Here is an 18,056-nt window from a genome sequence, read left to right as displayed (position 1 = left end):
TTATATTGCTTAATTCATGATTAAAACAAAAAGCTTGTCAAAGAAAATTACAAGAAGGGAATGGGGCAAACTGTCATTAAGCGGTGTTGCCGGGTTAATGATTGCACCGGCTTTTGCAAATGCAACCATTCAAAAGCCCTTTGCCGGCAATGTTATTATCGGCGTTCAAACTTATAGTTTCAGAGACCGGGATTTAGATGCTGCTATTAAAGCCATGCATGAATTGGGTTTGAAAAGCTGCGAGTTGTGGCAGGGCCATGTTCAGCCAAGAGAATTTATGTGGAAGCGCGATGCAACACCCGATGAACGCAGGCAGGCTGCAGAAGGTTTAAAGCAATGGTATGCCGGCCTTACAATGGATAAGATAGAAATTATCCGCAAAAAAATAAATGATGCAGGCATAACAATACAGGCATATAATCCATCATTCAATAAAAATAATTCTGATGAAATGTTTGAGCAGAATTTTAAAATTGCACAGGCATTGGGTACTGATACCATCACTACATCCACTACAGTAGATCAGATACCGCGTATTGATCCGCTTGCTCAGCAATACAAGATAAAAGTAGGCATGCACAACCATGCGCATGTAGAAGATGCGAACCAGTTTGCCACGCCCGATAGTTTTATGCGTGGCATGAAAGGGCTGTCAGATTTTATCCGTATCAACCTGGATATTGGTCATTTTACGGCAGCTAATTTTGATGCTGTTGACTTTATCAAAAAATATCATGATAAAATTGTTTGCCTTCATTTAAAAGATCGTAAAAAAAACCAGGGCCCGGGTGTCCCTTTCGGCGAAGGCGATGTGCCCTTAACAGAAGTACTGCATCTTATAAGAGATAATAACTGGCCGGTTCCATGTAATATTGAATATGAATATGATGGAACAGATACAGTTGCCGAAGTAAAAAAATGTATTGATTATTGTAACAAAGCATTGAGCGCTTAAGCCATATTTAAATCATGAAAGAAAATAAGAAACCAGTTTTATCAAGAAGAAAATTCATTGCAAATACAGCGGCTTTATCTTCTTTTTTTATTGTGCCGAGATACGTGCTGGGAAAAGGTTATACAGCGCCGAGTGATATGATAACAATGGGTTTTATAGGCGCAGGCCGCCAGGCTTTTAGTTTACAAAAATCTTTTTTAAATACAGGCGAAACGAAAATTGTGGCGGCTTGCGATGTGTATAAGCAAAAGGTGGAAACTTTTGCAAAACAAACCGATGAATTTTACGCGAAGTCGGCAAATAAACAAACGTATAAAGCCTGTGATAAATTTTACAACTTTACTGAATTACTCAGCAGGAAAGATATTGATGCAGTTGTAATTGCAGTTCCCGATTTCTGGCATGCGGCCATAGCAGTGCGGGCCGCCAATTCAGGAAAAGATATTTATTGCGAGAAGCCATTGTCGCTTACAGTGGCCGAAGGCCGGGCTATGGTAAATGCCGTTAACATAAACAAGCGTGTGTTTCAAACGGGCAGTATGCAACGTTCATGGCCCGAATTCAGGCAAACGGCAGAGTTGATAAGAAATGGTTATTTAGGCGACATAAAATTAATACAGGTAAATGTTGGCGGCCCGCCGGTGCCGTATAATCTTCCTGAAGAACAATTGCCATCAGGCCTCGACTGGAATTTATGGCTTGGCCCGAATACAGAACATGTTCATTATAATAATTTATTAGATCCGGTGCTGGGCAATCCTGCCTGGGGCAAGTGGCGTGATTACAAGGGCATGGGCGGCGGCGATATGACCGATTGGGGCGCACATATGTTTGACATTGTTCAATGGGCTTTGGATATGGATAGAAGCGGGCCCGTTGAAATAACGCCACCAGGCGTTAACGGCGCTGATGCATTAACCTACAAATATGCTAATGGCATAACCATGAAGAAAGAAGATTTCGGTAAAAACCATGCGATACGTTTTACCGGAAGCAAAGGCACACTTGATGTGCAACGCAGAAAACTTGAAACAAATCCAGCCGAATTAAAAGACCGTGTTATCGGGCCAAATGAAATTCACGTGTATAACAGCCAGGATCACTATAAAGATTTTTTAAATGCCATTCGTAAGCGTACACAACCCATTGCAGATGTGGAAACAGGCCACAGAAGTTGCACGGTTTGTAATATTGGTAATATAGCGTATGAAACAAAGCAGTATTTGAAATGGGATCCGGTAAAGGAAAAATTTACCAATAATGATAAGGCCAATAAAATGCTTTCAAGATCAATGAAAAAAGAATGGGCCGTGTAGTAATATAGATGGAATTATTATTTGGTTACCGGCAGAAATACTTTGTGGTATTGACTGTTGTGTCATCTATCCGGTTTTAATCGTGACTCCCTTGTACTGTATATTTTGATTGCAGCTTTTATAAAAATCATTTTTAAACTACTTAATAACATGCGCGTAAAACATTGCTTACAAATTTTTATTTCTTTATATTTAATCGTAACCACTGCAAGCGTACATGCGCAGCAATCCCAAAAACCAAATATTGTTTTTATTATTTCTGACGACCATGCTTACCAGGCCATCAGCGCTTACGGAGGCACGCTTGCATCAACACCTAATATTGACCGGATAGCTAAAGAAGGCGCAATTTTCAGAAATTCATTTGTTACAAATTCACTATGCGGGCCAAGCAGGGCAACACTTATTACAGGTAAATACAGCCATCTAAACGGTTATAAGGCAAATGAAGGAAAGTTCAATGTTAACCAGGAAGTTTTTCCAACATTTTTACAGGCTGCAGGATATCAAACAGCGTATGTTGGCAAATGGCATTTGGGCACATTGCCAAAAGGGTTTAATCATTTCAACATACTTCAATCACAGGGGGCGTATTTCAATCCTGAATTTATAAATACATCAAATGATACAGTTCATTACGAAGGATATGTTTCCGATCTTATCACAAAATTTTCGCTCGATTGGTTAAATAGCCGCGATCAGTCAAAACCTTTCTGCATCATCATTGGCCATAAGGCAACGCACAGAAACTGGTTGCCGGCTGTTGAAGACTTAGGCGCTTATGATGATGTTGATTTTCCTGTTCCATCAACATTCAACGATGATTATAAAGACAGGGTAGCTGCGCAAAACCAGGAAATGGAAATAGGAGAGGTGATGCGTTTGAAAGAAGATTTAAAAGTGCATGTAAATTATGAGGGCCCTTCTTTTAAGCAAATGAACGCACAACAAAAACAGGCTTACATAAATTATTATGAGAAAAAAATAAGCAAGGAATTTGATGAGGAACATTTAAGCGGTGAAGCGCTTACCAAATGGAAATATGAAAGGTTTTTAAAAGATTATCTATCTACCGCAAAATCGCTCGACAGGAATATTGGAAAAGTATTGGATTATCTCGATTCAACAGGGCTGTCAAAAAATACAGTTGTAATATATGTTTCAGATCAAAGTTTTTATTTGGGTGAACACGGCTGGTTTGATAAACGCTTCATGTATGAAGAATCTTTAAGAACTCCTTTTGTAATGCGTTATCCCGGTGTAATTAAACAGGGAATGAGCATTGATAAATTTGCGGTTAATATAGATTGGGCGCCTACCTTGCTGGATATTGCCGGTGTAAAAGCACCGGCGGAAATGCAGGGAAAATCTTTACTGCCTTTGCTTGAAGGAAAACGTGTTCCCTGGACAAACCAGGTGTATTATCATTATTATGAATTTCCGCAACCGCATCATGTACAACCGCATTTTGGTGTAAGAACGGAAGGTTATAAACTGATATGTTTTTACGGCGATAGATTGGAATGGGAATTATTCGATCTTAAAAAAGATATACATGAGTTAAACAACGTGTATGGTAAGCCGGGGTATGAAAAGATAACTGAAGAAATGAAGCAAAAACTTGTATCGCTTATACAGCGATATAAAGACGATGAAGCTTTAAAGATTATACAAGCCGGCCATGCAATAAATTAAACGAATGATGAAAAGATTGTGTTTATTATTTACTGTTTTTGGATTATTTGTTTTTAAACTTAATGCGCAGCAAACCAATAAAAAACCTAATATAATTTTTATACTCACAGATGATCTTGGTTATGGAGATATTGGTGTTTTTTTTCAGAATGAAAGAAAAGACAGGGCTGACAGGAGCGAACCGTGGACAGCTACACCTAATATAGATTCGCTTGCTTATAGTGGCGCTATGCTTACACAAAATTATTGCGCTGCGCCTGTTTGTGCACCATCACGTGCATCTATATTGTTAGGCATGTCGCAAGGTCATGCCAATGTTCGTGATAACCAGTTTGATAAGGCACTTGCCGATAATTATACATTGGCTTCTGTATTGGATTCGCTTGGCTATACAACCGCAGCAATTGGCAAATGGGGTTTGCAAGGCGATTCTAATAATGTTGAAGTATGGCCGGCGCATCCGTTGAACAGGGGCTTTGATTATTTTTTCGGGTATATGCGCCACCGCGATGGCCATGAACATTATCCTAAAGAAGGTTTATACCGGGGCATAAAAGAAGTATGGGATAACCACGTCAACATAACAGATAAGTTGGATAAATGTTATACAGCCGATTTGTGGACAGCCAGAACAAAAAAATGGATTGTTGATTTTGAAAAAGAAAATAAAGACAAACCTTTTTTTATTTACCTGGCTTATGAAACACCGCATGCAGTGCTGGAATTGCCCACACAGGCTTATCCCGAAGGCAAGGGGTTGCATGGCGGATTGCAGTGGCTCGATGAAGCCGGGCATATGATAAATACTGCTTCAGGCAAAATAGATTCTTACTATCATCCTGACTATGCGGATGCAACTTATGATGATGACAAAGAAAGGTCAACGCCCGAGGTTGCCTGGCCGGATATTAATAAACGTTATGCTACTGATATAAGAAGGATTGATGATGGGATTGGTGATATTATACAATTACTAAAAGATCTTAATATTTATGATAATACATTGGTGGTTTTTACTTCTGATAATGGCCCTTCCATCGAATCTTATCTGCCTGAAAAAATAACACCTGAATTTTTCAACAGCTTTGGCCCTTTTGATGGTATTAAAAGAGACTGCTGGGAAGCCGGCATACGCATGCCAACCATAGCTTCGTGGCCGGCAAAAATTCCGGCGGGCAGCAAAATTGATTTGCCCAGCACTTCTTACGACTGGATGGCTACGTTTACAGATGCTGCAGGCTTGCCGGCTCCTGAAAGTTGTGATGGCGTTTCTTTATTGCCTTCACTTACAGGGAATGGCATCCAGCAAAAGGGCCTTGTATATGTGGAATATTTTCAGAATGAATCAACGCCTGGTTTCCCTGAATTCGCACCGGCCCACCGCAAACGCAAACGTGGCCAGATGCAGGTAATACGTTTTGATGATACAGTTGGTGTTCGGTATAACATTAAATCTGCTGACGATGATTTTGAAATATACGATGTGGTGCACGACCCACAGGAGATAAATAATCTTGCCGACAATGCATCTGTAAAAACATTACAGCAAAAGATGAAAGATAAAGTATTACAGGTAAGGATGGCTGATACCGCTGCAGCCCGGCCTTATGATAGCACATATATTCCGGCAATAAATAGCAGGAATACATCAGCAGGTTTGCGATGGAAATTTTATGAAGGCAGCTTTCCCTGGGTGCCTGATGTTTCTTCGCTTAAAGCTATAGATAGCGGAACAGTCAAAACATTCGACCCCAGTCTTATTAAAAAAAATAAAACCGGTATCTTATGTATAGAAGGGTTTATAAAATTGCCAGCGGATGCCGTATATAATTTTTATCTTAACGCTGATGCACCGGCGTTTGTACGTTTACATGAAGCGCAATTAATAGATGCGGACTACGGTTATAAAAAAAATACAGTAAAAACATCCGGCGTAAAATTAAAGGCCGGGTTGCACCCGGTAAGGTTATATTACAGGTATAGCCCGGCTGCACATCATATATTAAAATTCCAGTGGCAAACAGGGCATAATTCGCGTAAGGATGTTACTGCAGGCACGATGAATTATTAATAACCCAAAGCAGCGGGAATTTCAATCAGAATTTATGATAACACCGCAAACGTTTGCCTAAGCTTTGTACGTTAAGGCCATTATTTTACGTGCGTTTACTTCAGCTAATGATCACTTATTAAATTAAATATCATACCGGTTCAACTCAACCTGTTAATCCTGCATTAAATTCAATTCCGATAAAAATTTAAATAAACAGGATGGTTATTTTTGCAATGCTAAATGAAAAGATCAGTCATTATACTACTCACTTTTATTTACGCTTTGTCCTCCACCGGCTTTGCAGTAAAGGCTGATTATTGTTGTCAAAAATTACAATCCGTACAACTCATTTTAGCAGAGGGGTTAAAAGATGAAGATGGCTGCTGCAAAGTAAAATACCAATCGTTCAAGGTAAATGATACACATGCAGCCGCTGAACTGGCAGCAGCGCCGGTTTTGCCATTTACTTTCCTTCATACAAGCTTTTATTCTCCTGGCTTCATTCATCCCGCCTCTTCTAATAATAGTTCTGCTGTAAGCATTCATGCGCCGCCTTTAGTTGCAACATCGCCTGCTTACATTTCCAACTGCGTTTTCAGGATTTGATTGTGTGTTTTGATTTTATTGATTACAGGTAAATTTTTTACCTGTGGCTTTATTTATTTCAAAACATACAATTAATCTCAAATGAAATTCTTTATTCTTGGCATTGCCTTATTCATTTGCGCATTGCCTGCTCATGCACAAAAAGACAGTACAGTAATATTTAAAGTAAGCGGCGCCTGCGATGCTTTTTGTAAGCCGCGTATTGAGGCCGCTGCGCAGGGTCGCGGCGTACAGGCTGCAACATGGAGCGCTCAAACAGGCATGCTTACGCTCCGGTACGATCCATCTAAAACCAGTATCCAAAAAGTACAGCAACGGATCCTGGATGTGGGCCATGATTTGGAAGACAAAAAAGCAGATGATGCCGTATATAATGCTTTGCCAAAATGTTGCCGTTACAGGCATGATAATATGCAGGCATTACATCATGGTGATACTTCCGCTTCCATACCAAACAATATTACCCCGCCAACTATAAAAGGGGTTGTAATGGAAGAAGATAATAAGGGCGTTTTTAAGCCACTGGCAGGAGCGTCTGTTACATGGCTAAACACAGGAAGTGGAACAACCACAGATGAAAATGGCATATTCAGCTTGCTGCAAACTGGAGAAAGATTGGTGGTGAGCTATACAGGTTACGAGGCTGATACTATTACTGTTATCCCAACGGGCGAATTGAAAATTATCTTAGCCAATAACCGGCAGTTAAAAGAAGTGAAAGTAACCACTTCAGGTGCATCTAATTTTATTCGTGATAATGATGTGGTGCGTACCAATGTAATTACACAGAAAGAATTATTTAAAGCTGCCTGCTGCAACCTGAGTGAAAGCTTCGAAACTAATCCTGCTGTTGATGTTGCCTACAGCGATGCCGTTACGGGTTCCAAGCAAATCCAGTTACTGGGCCTGGCGGGTATTTACACACAACTTACGGTAGAGAACCTTCCTGGTCCTCGTGGCCTGGCGATAGCGCAGGGCTTAAATTATATTCCCGGTACGTGGATAGAAAGCCTGCAGTTAAGCAAAGGCATGGGTTCTGTTGCCAATGGTTTTGAAAGCATTGCCGGGCAGATTAATGTGGAATTGAAGAAGCCGACTTCAGCTGAAAAGCTTTTCGCTAATGCCTACGTAAATAGTTTTGGCAAAACAGACCTGAACCTAAACCTTTCGCATAAAATAAATGATAAATGGTCAACCGCTTTGTTGTTGCATGATGATTTCCTGGCCAATAAAAGTATTGATATGAATGATGATGGCTTTCGCGACCTGCCTGCCGGCAATTTATTCACCATTGAAAACAGGTGGAGTTTCGATAACGCAAAAGGCATAACATCTCAATTCGGTATTAAATATTTGAATGATGACAAAACGGGCGGCCAGGTAAATTATAATGCATCAACCGATAAATTTACAACCAATAATTACGGGCTTGGCATTAATACTAAACGCATCGAAGGTTTTGGTAAACTTGGTTATGTATTCCCGCAGAAAAAATATAAAAGCATGGGGCTGCAGCTATCTGCATTTGACCATCAGCAAAATTCATATTTTGGCTTTACAACATACAATGCGCACCAGCAGAATTTTTACTCAAACCTCATTTATCAATCCATCATCAATACAACCATCCATAAGTTCAGAACAGGCTTAAGTTTTTTGTATGATAAATATGACGAAACCCTTGACAGCGCTGCTTATAAGCGTACCGAAGTTGTGCCCGGTGCTTTTATTGAATATACCTGGTCGCCCGTAACCAATTTTGATGTAGTTGCAGGCTTACGCGAAGATCATAACAGTTTATACGGATGGTTTACCACGCCGCATTTAAATATTCGTTATGCGCCTTTTAAATCAACAACCATAAGAATTAGCGGCGGGCGGGGGCAAAGAACAGCCAACATTTTTGCAGAAAATAATGGTGTTTTGGCCAGTGCCAGAACCGTAGCAATCATTTCTTCATACACTAAAGGCGCCTATGGTTTAAAGCCCGAAATATCCTGGAATAAAGGCATTAGTATTGATCAGAAGTTCCGTTTATTTAACCGCAGCGCCACTGCCGCTGTTGATTTTTACCGCAATGACTTTAGCAACCAGGTTATTGTTGACCTGGAAAATGCACGTGTAATAAAATTTTATAACCTGCAGGGTAAATCTTATTCAAACAGTTTCCAGGCAGAAGTATCATTTATGCCTTTACGAAGATTGGATGTACGGTTAGCCTACCGGCTGTTTGATGTAAAAACTACATTCGATAGCGTGTTGTTGCAAAAGCCATTTACAGCAAAAAACAGGGCCTTTGCAAACTTTGAATATGGCATCAGCGGATGGAGATTTGACTACACCCTCAGCTACAATAGCCGGAAGCGGTTGCCTTCAACACAGGCAAATCCTGAGCAATATCAAAGGCCGGATTACGCACCTGCGTACGTAATAATGAATGCGCAGGTAACGAAAAGTTTTGGAAAAGAAAAGATTGTTGATGTATATCTCGGTGCAGAAAATCTCACCAATTTTTATCAGAAGAATGCCATTATTGCGGCAGATGAACCATTCAGTAAATATTTTGATGCTTCATTGGTTTGGGGGCCATTAACCGGCAGAATGTTTTATGGTGGCTTAAGATTCAGGATAAAATAACGGGCGATGAAGCCGGAATATCCGACACGGGCGTGAACGTTAATCAGCACCCGGAAAAGATAGTAAAACAAGCGCAGGTATTGATAAGCAGGAACATAAAGTAATAAGCTTCCTTTATTAAACTTGACAATATACTGCCTCTTATCTTAATTTATAATCCCCAATGCCTGTTTGGTTTTTCTCCCATTTCAAGCATCAATTGTCCGCCTTTTAATAATTCTTTTGCCGGGAATTTAAACGACTGAAGAAGCCTGCCATTTAAAAAGGCTTTTTGCACATACTTATTTTTCCACGATGCATTTTTTGCTTCAATCACAAATTGCCCGCCACGCCCGTATAAATGCCGGAGGTCAATAACGGTTTTTTCAAACAAAGGGCTGGCTATTTCATATACCGGTTCGGCGTTTGCACCACCATCGGTTTGAAAAAGCCCAATGGCTGCCATTACAAACCAGGCACTCATTTGACCCTGGTCCTCATCGCCCAGGTATGCATCTGCTGCACCAAACCCGTAGTACCGGTCTATGATTGACCTGCTCCATTGTTGAGTTTGCCAGGCTTCTCCTGCCCAGTTGAATAAGAATGCAAAATGCATGGATTGCTGGTTCCCCTGCACCACCGGGAAATCCCAATATTGGTCGCCGGGAGAATTATACCGCCAGGGTTCACTTTTTTTAAACCCTTCAGTTAATCGCCCGACAAACCTTTGTTTTCCTATAGTTTTAATTAATGCCGGAACATCCTGCGGCACAAAATAGGTTAGCTGCCATGCATTGCCTTCCACATATTCTTCATTGGCACCGGATTTATACGGGTCGAAAGGTGTAGCCCATGTACCATTGCTGTTGCGAAGCCTTGCATAACCGGAACTGCTGTCTATCGCGTTTTTCCACCAGTTTCCTCTTTCGGAAAAAACAGTGTAATCTTCTTTTTTATCTAAGGCTTTTGCCAATTGTGCAACCGTCCAGTTATCGAAAGCATATTCCAGTGTGTTTGAAAAGCGGCCTTTATCAGCCGGAACAAATTTGTATTTTAAAAAAGCTGCTATATCCCGGTTGCCTGCCAGTCCGTTGCCAACATGTTCAGGCAAGGCACTAACTGTTTTTGTTACTGCTGCGTATAAATTATTTACGTCATAATCCCGGATGCCCATTTGATAGGCGCTGACTAATAAAGGAATTTCATGTTCGCCTACCATAACGGGAATATATTCCATACCTGCGGGGCCTTTTGCGAGCCAACCATTGGCATTGTACATGCCTAACTGTGAAGATACCCACCTGTTTGACCATTCCGGTGCAACGAGGTTCCAGACCTGGTTGAGGTTCCAGAAGGTGTTCCAGAAAGCATCACATCCCAATGCTACAAACCCTTTTCCTCCCTGCTGAATCTTTTCCGTTGCATCCACCCATCTTCCATCAATATCACTAAAAGTATTCCTGCAAAAACTGCGGTACAGGTTTGTGTAAAAGCGCATCTTTTCTTTTTGATCGTTAGAAGTAATGCGCACACGATTCAAAAGATCATTCCAGGTATCTTTATTGTACTTTTCCACAGCTTCAAAACTCCATCCAAACCTGTCTTTTATTTCTTCCTGTAAATTATGCCGGGCCCCTTCCATATCCACATAGGAAATACCGGTACGCACCTGCACTATATTATTTTCCCTGGTATCAAATTCTGCAAAACAACCCATTGATGAGGGCGTTATAGATTCAAGATGCTTCGTGTTCATCACAGTGTCATTCTTCCAGGTGCCAAAATTTTTAACAGGCCGGTCAAATTCAATCCTGAAATAAATGGTATAGTCCTGGTCTGCATCTTTTGACCACACATTTTTTGACTGCTGCACGCTGTATCCTTCTATCGTGTGTTCATCTACCTGTTGCAAGGAAGCCTTTAGGATATTAAAATTGTATTCGGCGGGTATTTTCAGGTCGATCATTACACGCCCGTCCTTCTCTTTTGGAAAAGTGTACCGCTGAAAGCTGCAACGTGTTGTTGCTGTTAATTCGGCATTGATATTATAGTTGGTTAAAAAAGCACGATAATATCCCAAACCTGTTTTCTCGGTTGCTTTGTCAATTAAAGAACGGTAGCCGCTTGTATCACTGTATGACTGGTTGCCTACTTTTATTTTCAACCTGCCATTTACAGGCATTGTTCCCAGGCCGGCCATTGTCCATTCGTGCACATGACTAAAAGTACCGATGCTTTCGAAAGATGGATCATAACCAGCCTGCCAGCCAGGGTTTTGATTATCGGGGCTAAGCTTTACCATACTGAATGGCATCCATGGCCCGGGCGCAATCATCCACCGCGAATGCGCTGAACCGATATAGGTATCCACATAATCTGCCGGGGTAACAATTTTTTGAGGGGAGCGGATAACCCATCCGCTTTCTACGAGGCTGTCATCAATAAATACTTCGTACTTACTTTTTTTATCGGATATAACTGCAGGCATTGGCGCTTCAAACACATAGCGGCCATTTTCCAGGCTTTGCCTGAAAATATCTTTATCATCAAGTTTTACTAACAGTAAAGGATTACCGCTTAGCTGCGTCACGTCCACAAGCAGCGGCTGCACCCTGTCATCAACCTGGTAATTGGCTGCAGCTACTTTGCGTAGAAAAGCCTTTGAGCCAGGCAACACGGTATGTACCATATCAGGGCCTTCCAAACGTATATCATCAAAAACCATCCAGGAGCCTTCAAGGCTGGTAATTTTAACTTCATTGGATCCTTCAATAAGATCATTATTATTTAAGGGTATTTCTATTGCATATTTCAAAGATTGCCTGACATCTGCTTCAGGGCTATTTTCATTTTTGCCGGCAGGCACAGCAAATTTCCACGATTTACCGTTTACGGTAACTTTCAGGTACGGAGGTATTTTATCCTGGGCATCCAAAACATCAATAACCAATTTAAACGAACCATTCAAAGGCCTGCTTAGCCGAAACAGGATATTCAGTGTGTGTGTTCTGATACCTGCTGTTCCACTCGTTCCACCCCATGTATCTGCGGGGCCCGGCAAAACGTAAGGCCAATCTTTTTTTTCGTTTGACAAACCTATAATGTAAGAACGGTCATCCCAGCCAAAATCATTTTTCAGAAAATCCATATATCCTTTGGGAGATAATGCAAACTCCGCCGCACTGTTATCTTTTTTACCGATGGACCAAATAGTGTGTGCAGAAGCAGGAAAGTAGTTTAAACTAATAATTAGAAGGATAATGAATATTTTAAACATTAGTATTCTGATTTTAAATTTTCAAACGCCAGTTACAACGGTCAGTATATGAATGCTGCAATTACCTGTGAAGGTTATAAACAAATATACAAAAGCACTTGTCTTTCAAATCCTTTCAAACCTTATCAAAACAACACAAAGTTTTACCTTATTAATATTTTTTTAAGCCTGTTGCAAATCTATGCTTAAAAGAAATTTTACATCTTATCACAAACAGATGCCATAATAAAACTGATCGGGCATTGAGGAATTACGGATGCCTCTTTTGGAGCAGGAATAATCAGGCAAATATTTTACTCTATTTAGCAAATTTTGGCGCTGACCTGGCTTTTAACTCATAATACTTTTGGATTGTCAACTGATAGTCTTTGCAAAGGAATGCTATCGCGTTGATAACAGGCTTATGATTAAAAATTGGAGGCGCCATACGTTCTTCCAAACCTGGGTTGTGCTTTATAAAATAATATAAAAGATTGCTATGCTTTACTCACGCTAAACAAGATGATATAAAACGGATAAACGATTATACATTCCATTTTTTTCAAGAGCATTTAAAAATTTAATAAACATAAACTATAAAAAGGCTATGAGTCGAAACCAGATTTCAAAAAAACTACTGCTTTTTTTATGCGGATTTTGCCTGTGTATTGTCTCCATTGCGCAAACCGTGAATGGAAAAGTAACGGATGAAAACAGTGCACCGCTGGAAGGTGTTTCTGTACGTGTTGCTAATCAAACGGGAGGAACCGTTACCAATACCAGCGGGGAATTTACTATCAGGGCTGAGAAAGGAGTGAACCTGGAATTTTCCTATGTAGGTTATATCACATTAACCAAAGCTGTAAGTGGTGATTACATGAATGTGCAGCTAACAAGAAGCACTGATAATGCGCTTTCTGATGTTGTGGTGGTTGGTTATGGCACACAAAAGAAGGTAAACCTGTCCGGTGCTGTTTCCGTTATCGGCAAAGAAGAGCTTGAAAACCGGCCTGTGAATAATGCCGTGCAGGCTTTGCAGGGACTTTCACCGGGCCTGGTTGTAAGCCGCACCAGCGGCCAGCCCGGTTCTGAAGGCTGGAACATTAATATACGCGGGTACTCTTCACTCAATGGCACCAATAACCCGTTGCTGATTGTAGATGGTGTTGAGTATGCCAATCTCACATTGATCAATCCAAATGATATTGAATCTATATCTGTTTTAAAAGATGCATCTGCTGCTGCTATATATGGCGCAAAAGCATCCAATGGCGTATTGTTAATCACGACGAAGGCTGGTAAATCAGGAAAGGTAACGATGAATTATACCGGCATGTATCAACTTAAAAAGACACTAAGCCTTCCTCAAACAGTACCGTTTCATATAAGTGCAGAGCTGCAGAATCTTGCCAACGTTAACAATGGTGGCGCTCCTTCATGGACAGACGAACAAATTTCAATGTTTGCAGATCCTAATGTAACACTTGTGCCGGATGATCCGAGAAACACGTTTTATTATGGCGAGATGGATTATGTGGGTATGACCGTAAACAAAACATTTGGATCTTCACAGCATAATGTGGATGTTACCGGCGGCAATGAAAATACGCGGTATTTTATTGGCCTTGGTTACAACGATAATAACGGGATGTTTAAAGTTGGCCCCGATGCTAACAAACGCACCAATGCAAGAATTAATTTGACTACAAAGTTTAATAAAATACTAAGCCTTGATGCCCGCTTGTCTTATATACAAAACAAAATTGAAGCTGCTGCAGGAACGGTGCAGGGTGATTATGGTTTGTTATATAACATTTATAACCTGAGGCCAATATATCCGGTGTTTGTTCCGGAAAGTGATAACACTAAATATGTATCCATTTCAGGCAATAATACGTATGCAACCATGAAAGATGGCGGGTATAATAATACTATGCAGAACATATTGGATGGGGTATTCACTTTAAAAGCCGAGCATCTTGCAAAGGGCCTGGTATTAAGCACAAATTACAGCCCGCATTTGGAGCAGAATAACCAGAACCTGTTTTATAAAACCGTACCACTTTACAACTTTGATAAGACATCGGCTTCGTTTGTACAGAATGCACGGCTAAACAGTTCCAATTCTTTGCGCAAATACCGCACTGCGCAAAACTGGTACACCTTTAATGCATTGGCAGATTATACGCTGGCCGTACAAGAGCATCATTTTCATGTGTTAGGTGGTTTTCAATACCAGCATTATAACTATGATCTCGTAAATGCTTATCAAAACAACTTAACCAATAACAATCTTCCCACACTCAATTATACAACCAATTCCAACTTGCCTGTAACGGCAGTGGCGGATAACCTGCAGGAAAATGCCTGGCAGTCATTTTTCGGAAGATTTAACTATGATTATAAAGGCAAATACTTTTTTGAAGCTACGGTTAGAAACGATGCCAGTTCGCGTTTAGCGCCCGGCCATCGCAGCCAGACATTTCCTGCTTTTTCTGCCGCATGGCGCATATCCCAGGAAAACTGGTTTAATAATTCAGGCTTCTTCAGCGAGCTGAAATTAAGGGGCTCATGGGGTAAATTAGGCAATGCACAACTGGGTGAATTATATCAGAATAATTACCTGTCAATAGCAACTTTAAATACGGGTGTTTATCCTTTCAACAATACTGCTACCACCTATATTTACCAGGGTGCATTGCCATCTGAAGGCCTTGGCTGGGAAACCGTTACCACATCAGATATAGGTCTTGATTTTGGTTTGTTCAAAGGAAAGCTTTCCGGCAGTTTTGATTATTATAAACGCGTGAATGATAACATGCTTATCTCTGTAAACCTGCCTGCCGTATTAGGTGTAACGCCGAATACAACGAATGCTGCGGCAATGGAAACCAAGGGTTGGGACTTTGATATAAGCTGGAAAGACAGAATAGGAAATTTGTCCTATTATGTTGGCTTTAACCTGAGTGATAATCAAAATAAAATCACCAGATACCTGGGCAATGTTGTGTATTCCGAAGGCATAAATACAGCTATCCCCGGCATGCCCATCAATTCCATTTATGGTTACAAATCACTTGGTTATTTCCAGAGCGAAGAAGAGGTTGAGAAAGGTGCAAAACAATTTGGCACAACGAACCAGGCACCCGGTGACATTAAATACCTTGATGTAAATGGTGATGGCGTGATCAACGGCGGCACGGGCACAGCAGATGATCATGGCGATATGGTTTATCTCGGCAATACTTCACCACGTTATAATTATGGTATTAACCTTGGCGCAGAATGGAAAGGCTTTGACCTCGCTGTTTTTTTACAGGGTACCGGTAAAAGGAGTTATATAATTTATCCTACACAAGCCATTCCTTATGTACAAAGCTGGCGTTATCCTTTGGATAATTATGTAAACAATTACTGGACAGAAGATAACCGGGATGCAAAGTTCCCAAGGCCTATTGCTGGCGGCGGCACCAACACACATATCAACAGTGCATTTGTTCAGAACGGTTCTTATATACGATTGAAAAATCTCCAGATTGGTTATACGCTGCCATCAAATGTGCTGAGTAAAATAAAAGCGCAAAGAATAAGAGTATTCTTCAGCGGCCAGGATATATGGACACATACTAAAGCGTGGTATAAATACTTTGATCCTGAAAGCCCCAGCTACGCCTCTTATGTATATCCTTATTTCGCTGTGTATGCTTTTGGCCTGAATGTTACTTTTTAAATGAGGGTAAAAAAGTTAGAACATTTAAAATAATTGAGAGTTCATTTAAATCGCTTCATTAAAAAATATAAATCGATGATACGAAAATATTGTTTCAGGGTTGTACTGTGGTTGTTACCGGTTGGTATATTTACGCTTGCCGGATGCATGAAGAACCTTGACCTGTCGCCGGAATCACAACTGGCTGATAATAACTTCTGGCAAACAACTTCTGACATGAGCCAGGCATGTAATTATCTCTATACATTTTTAAATGGCTTAAGCACAGATGATCCTTCAGGCTTGCCAACGCCATTGCAGGATAATTATTCTGATAAAACTTTTGGCGACCGCTCTGTAGGCTTTGGCGACGGCTCAAGCGTTGCACCAGCCACATCCAATGAATGGACAAATTATTATAAAGCCATTCGTGCCGCCAATAATATTCTTGAAAAGTCTGTAACCGTAACCGGCGATGCGGCCACTATAAACAGGTATCTTGGAGAGGCACGTTTCTTCAGGGGAATGGCTTATTTTGAACTGGTAAAGCGCTTTGGAGATGTGCCCTATATCAACCGTACATTAACTTCAGGCGACAGCATGTTGTATGCAGCGCGTACTGCCAGGCAAACGGTTGTTGACAGCATTTATGCCGATCTTGATTTTGCCGCTGCTTATTGCCCGCAACCTGATGTATTGGCCTCCGCACAATATGGCCGCATTACACGTTCTGCTGCACTGGCTTATAAATCAAGGGTGGCCTTATTTGAAGGCACCTGGGATAAGGCACGCAGCATAGGCACTGCGCAAAGTAATTTACAGATTGCCGCCGATGCAAGCTATATGGTTATCACTGAAGGCAAGCATTCTCTATACACTGCACAAGGCCCGGAAAGTTATTATTACGAATTTCAGTACGATGGTGGTGCATCGGGCAATCCAATACAGGCAACAGTTGGGCCACAGCTTAACTATACTTATGCAACAAACAAAGAAAATATTTTGGTGAGATTATATGGCCAGAACCAGAATAACAATATTGCTTCGCACAGCTTTGGAAGAAGTTATCTGGACCAGGCACATATTGCACCCACGCGTGTGACCATGGATATGTATTTGTATAAAGATGGTTTGCCGCAGGGATTATCCGCTTATGATTCATCTGCAGATCAAACAAGCTCATTAACCGAATTCAGAAACCGTGATCCGAGAATGGAAATGTCTGTTTATAACAATACAATGATCACGCCTTCAACAGGTGGTTTAATTCCATATACAGCAGGTATCAATTATCGCTACAGGAAATATTGGATTGTGAGCGACTGGACGGCCAATGTAAGCTTTGTAAGCTTCAATGTATTAAGATATGCTGAAGTATTGCTCAATTATGCCGAAGCTAAATTTGAATTGAACGGCGCTATCAGTGATGCTGATTTAGATATTAGCATTAACGCACTGCGTAACCGTGCAACCGGCAATGATGTAAGCAAACTGCCATTGCTTACCAATGCTTTTGTAAGCGTCCACGGCCTTAATATGGAAACAGAAATAAGAAGGGAAAGAACCGTTGAGCTTGCCTTTGAAGGCCAGGCATACTGGGATATGCTGCGGTGGAAAACAGCAGAAGCCGCATTGCCTAAAACAATACTTGGAAGAAAATATTTTGCTGATGAAAATCCTTCCGGCACCACACCAAATCTTTTTAACGGTTATGTAGTACTGGAAGATGCATCATTCCGTACATTCAACCCCGCAAGGGATTATTTGTGGGGCTTGCCAACAAAAGAATTAGCCTTAAGTTCAAACCTTGCACAAAATCCAAATTGGTAATATATAGAGGAAGAAATTAA

The 18,056-nt window shown here is 40.9% G+C and carries 9 protein-coding genes; 8 read left to right on the top strand and 1 reads right to left on the bottom strand.

Features of this window, described 5'->3' with window-relative positions; all coding sequences use genetic code 11:
• The first annotated feature begins 34 nt into the window (after positions 1 to 34).
• The 6 genes from ACTHN6_RS08935 to ACTHN6_RS08910 all read left to right on the top strand — a co-directional run bounded on the left by ACTHN6_RS08935 (position 35) and on the right by ACTHN6_RS08910 (position 9,262).
• Positions 35 to 955, top strand: coding sequence for a sugar phosphate isomerase/epimerase family protein (locus ACTHN6_RS08935; protein ID WP_440435406.1), 921 nt, complete (start codon positions 35 to 37; stop codon positions 953 to 955).
• A 14-nt stretch (positions 956 to 969) separates the two neighbouring features.
• A complete protein-coding gene (locus tag ACTHN6_RS08930) occupies positions 970 to 2,271 on the top strand; it encodes a Gfo/Idh/MocA family protein (RefSeq protein ID WP_440435405.1) in 1,302 nt (433 codons plus the stop codon).
• Positions 2,272 to 2,421: 150 nt separating this feature from the next.
• Positions 2,422 to 3,966: a sulfatase family protein gene (locus ACTHN6_RS08925; RefSeq protein WP_440435404.1), complete on the top strand. Its 1,545-nt coding sequence runs from the start codon at positions 2,422 to 2,424 to the stop codon at positions 3,964 to 3,966.
• Positions 3,967 to 3,970: 4 nt separating this feature from the next.
• Positions 3,971 to 6,037: a sulfatase-like hydrolase/transferase gene (locus tag ACTHN6_RS08920; protein ID WP_440435403.1), complete on the top strand. Its 2,067-nt coding sequence runs from the start codon at positions 3,971 to 3,973 to the stop codon at positions 6,035 to 6,037.
• Positions 6,038 to 6,259: 222 nt separating this feature from the next.
• Positions 6,260 to 6,625, top strand: coding sequence for a hypothetical protein (locus tag ACTHN6_RS08915; RefSeq protein WP_440435402.1), 366 nt, complete (start codon positions 6,260 to 6,262; stop codon positions 6,623 to 6,625).
• An 81-nt stretch (positions 6,626 to 6,706) separates the two neighbouring features.
• Positions 6,707 to 9,262: a carboxypeptidase-like regulatory domain-containing protein gene (locus tag ACTHN6_RS08910; RefSeq protein ID WP_440435401.1), complete on the top strand. Its 2,556-nt coding sequence runs from the start codon at positions 6,707 to 6,709 to the stop codon at positions 9,260 to 9,262.
• 151 nt (positions 9,263 to 9,413) lie between these two features.
• Here ACTHN6_RS08910 and ACTHN6_RS08905 read toward each other — a convergent pair whose 3' ends face one another.
• Positions 9,414 to 12,518: a GH92 family glycosyl hydrolase gene (locus ACTHN6_RS08905; RefSeq protein ID WP_440435400.1), complete on the bottom strand. Its 3,105-nt coding sequence runs from the start codon at positions 12,516 to 12,518 to the stop codon at positions 9,414 to 9,416.
• 586 nt (positions 12,519 to 13,104) lie between these two features.
• Between ACTHN6_RS08905 and ACTHN6_RS08900 the strand changes: the two genes are divergently transcribed.
• On the top strand, positions 13,105 to 16,227 hold the full coding sequence (locus ACTHN6_RS08900; RefSeq protein ID WP_440435399.1) for a SusC/RagA family TonB-linked outer membrane protein: 3,123 nt from the start codon (positions 13,105 to 13,107) through the stop codon (positions 16,225 to 16,227).
• A 75-nt stretch (positions 16,228 to 16,302) separates the two neighbouring features.
• On the top strand, positions 16,303 to 18,036 hold the full coding sequence (locus tag ACTHN6_RS08895) for a RagB/SusD family nutrient uptake outer membrane protein (protein WP_440435398.1): 1,734 nt from the start codon (positions 16,303 to 16,305) through the stop codon (positions 18,034 to 18,036).
• Positions 18,037 to 18,056 lie beyond the last annotated feature (20 nt).

This window comes from Parafilimonas sp. (genome assembly GCF_051953455.1).
Taxonomy (GTDB): Bacteria; Bacteroidota; Bacteroidia; order Chitinophagales; family Chitinophagaceae; genus Parafilimonas.
Note: the sequence above shows the minus strand (reverse complement) of the source record. Positions and strands in the feature narration are given on the sequence as shown.

Coding starts and splice junctions, on each gene's coding strand:
- ACTHN6_RS08920 (WP_440435403.1), top strand. CDS start 3,971: ATGATGAAAAGATTGTGTTTATTATTTACTGTTTTTGGATTATTTGTT.
- ACTHN6_RS08930 (WP_440435405.1), top strand. CDS start 970: ATGAAAGAAAATAAGAAACCAGTTTTATCAAGAAGAAAATTCATTGCA.
- ACTHN6_RS08910 (WP_440435401.1), top strand. CDS start 6,707: ATGAAATTCTTTATTCTTGGCATTGCCTTATTCATTTGCGCATTGCCT.
- ACTHN6_RS08905 (WP_440435400.1), bottom strand. CDS start 12,518: ATGTTTAAAATATTCATTATCCTTCTAATTATTAGTTTAAACTACTTT.
- ACTHN6_RS08925 (WP_440435404.1), top strand. CDS start 2,422: ATGCGCGTAAAACATTGCTTACAAATTTTTATTTCTTTATATTTAATC.
- ACTHN6_RS08915 (WP_440435402.1), top strand. CDS start 6,260: ATGAAAAGATCAGTCATTATACTACTCACTTTTATTTACGCTTTGTCC.
- ACTHN6_RS08895 (WP_440435398.1), top strand. CDS start 16,303: ATGATACGAAAATATTGTTTCAGGGTTGTACTGTGGTTGTTACCGGTT.
- ACTHN6_RS08900 (WP_440435399.1), top strand. CDS start 13,105: ATGAGTCGAAACCAGATTTCAAAAAAACTACTGCTTTTTTTATGCGGA.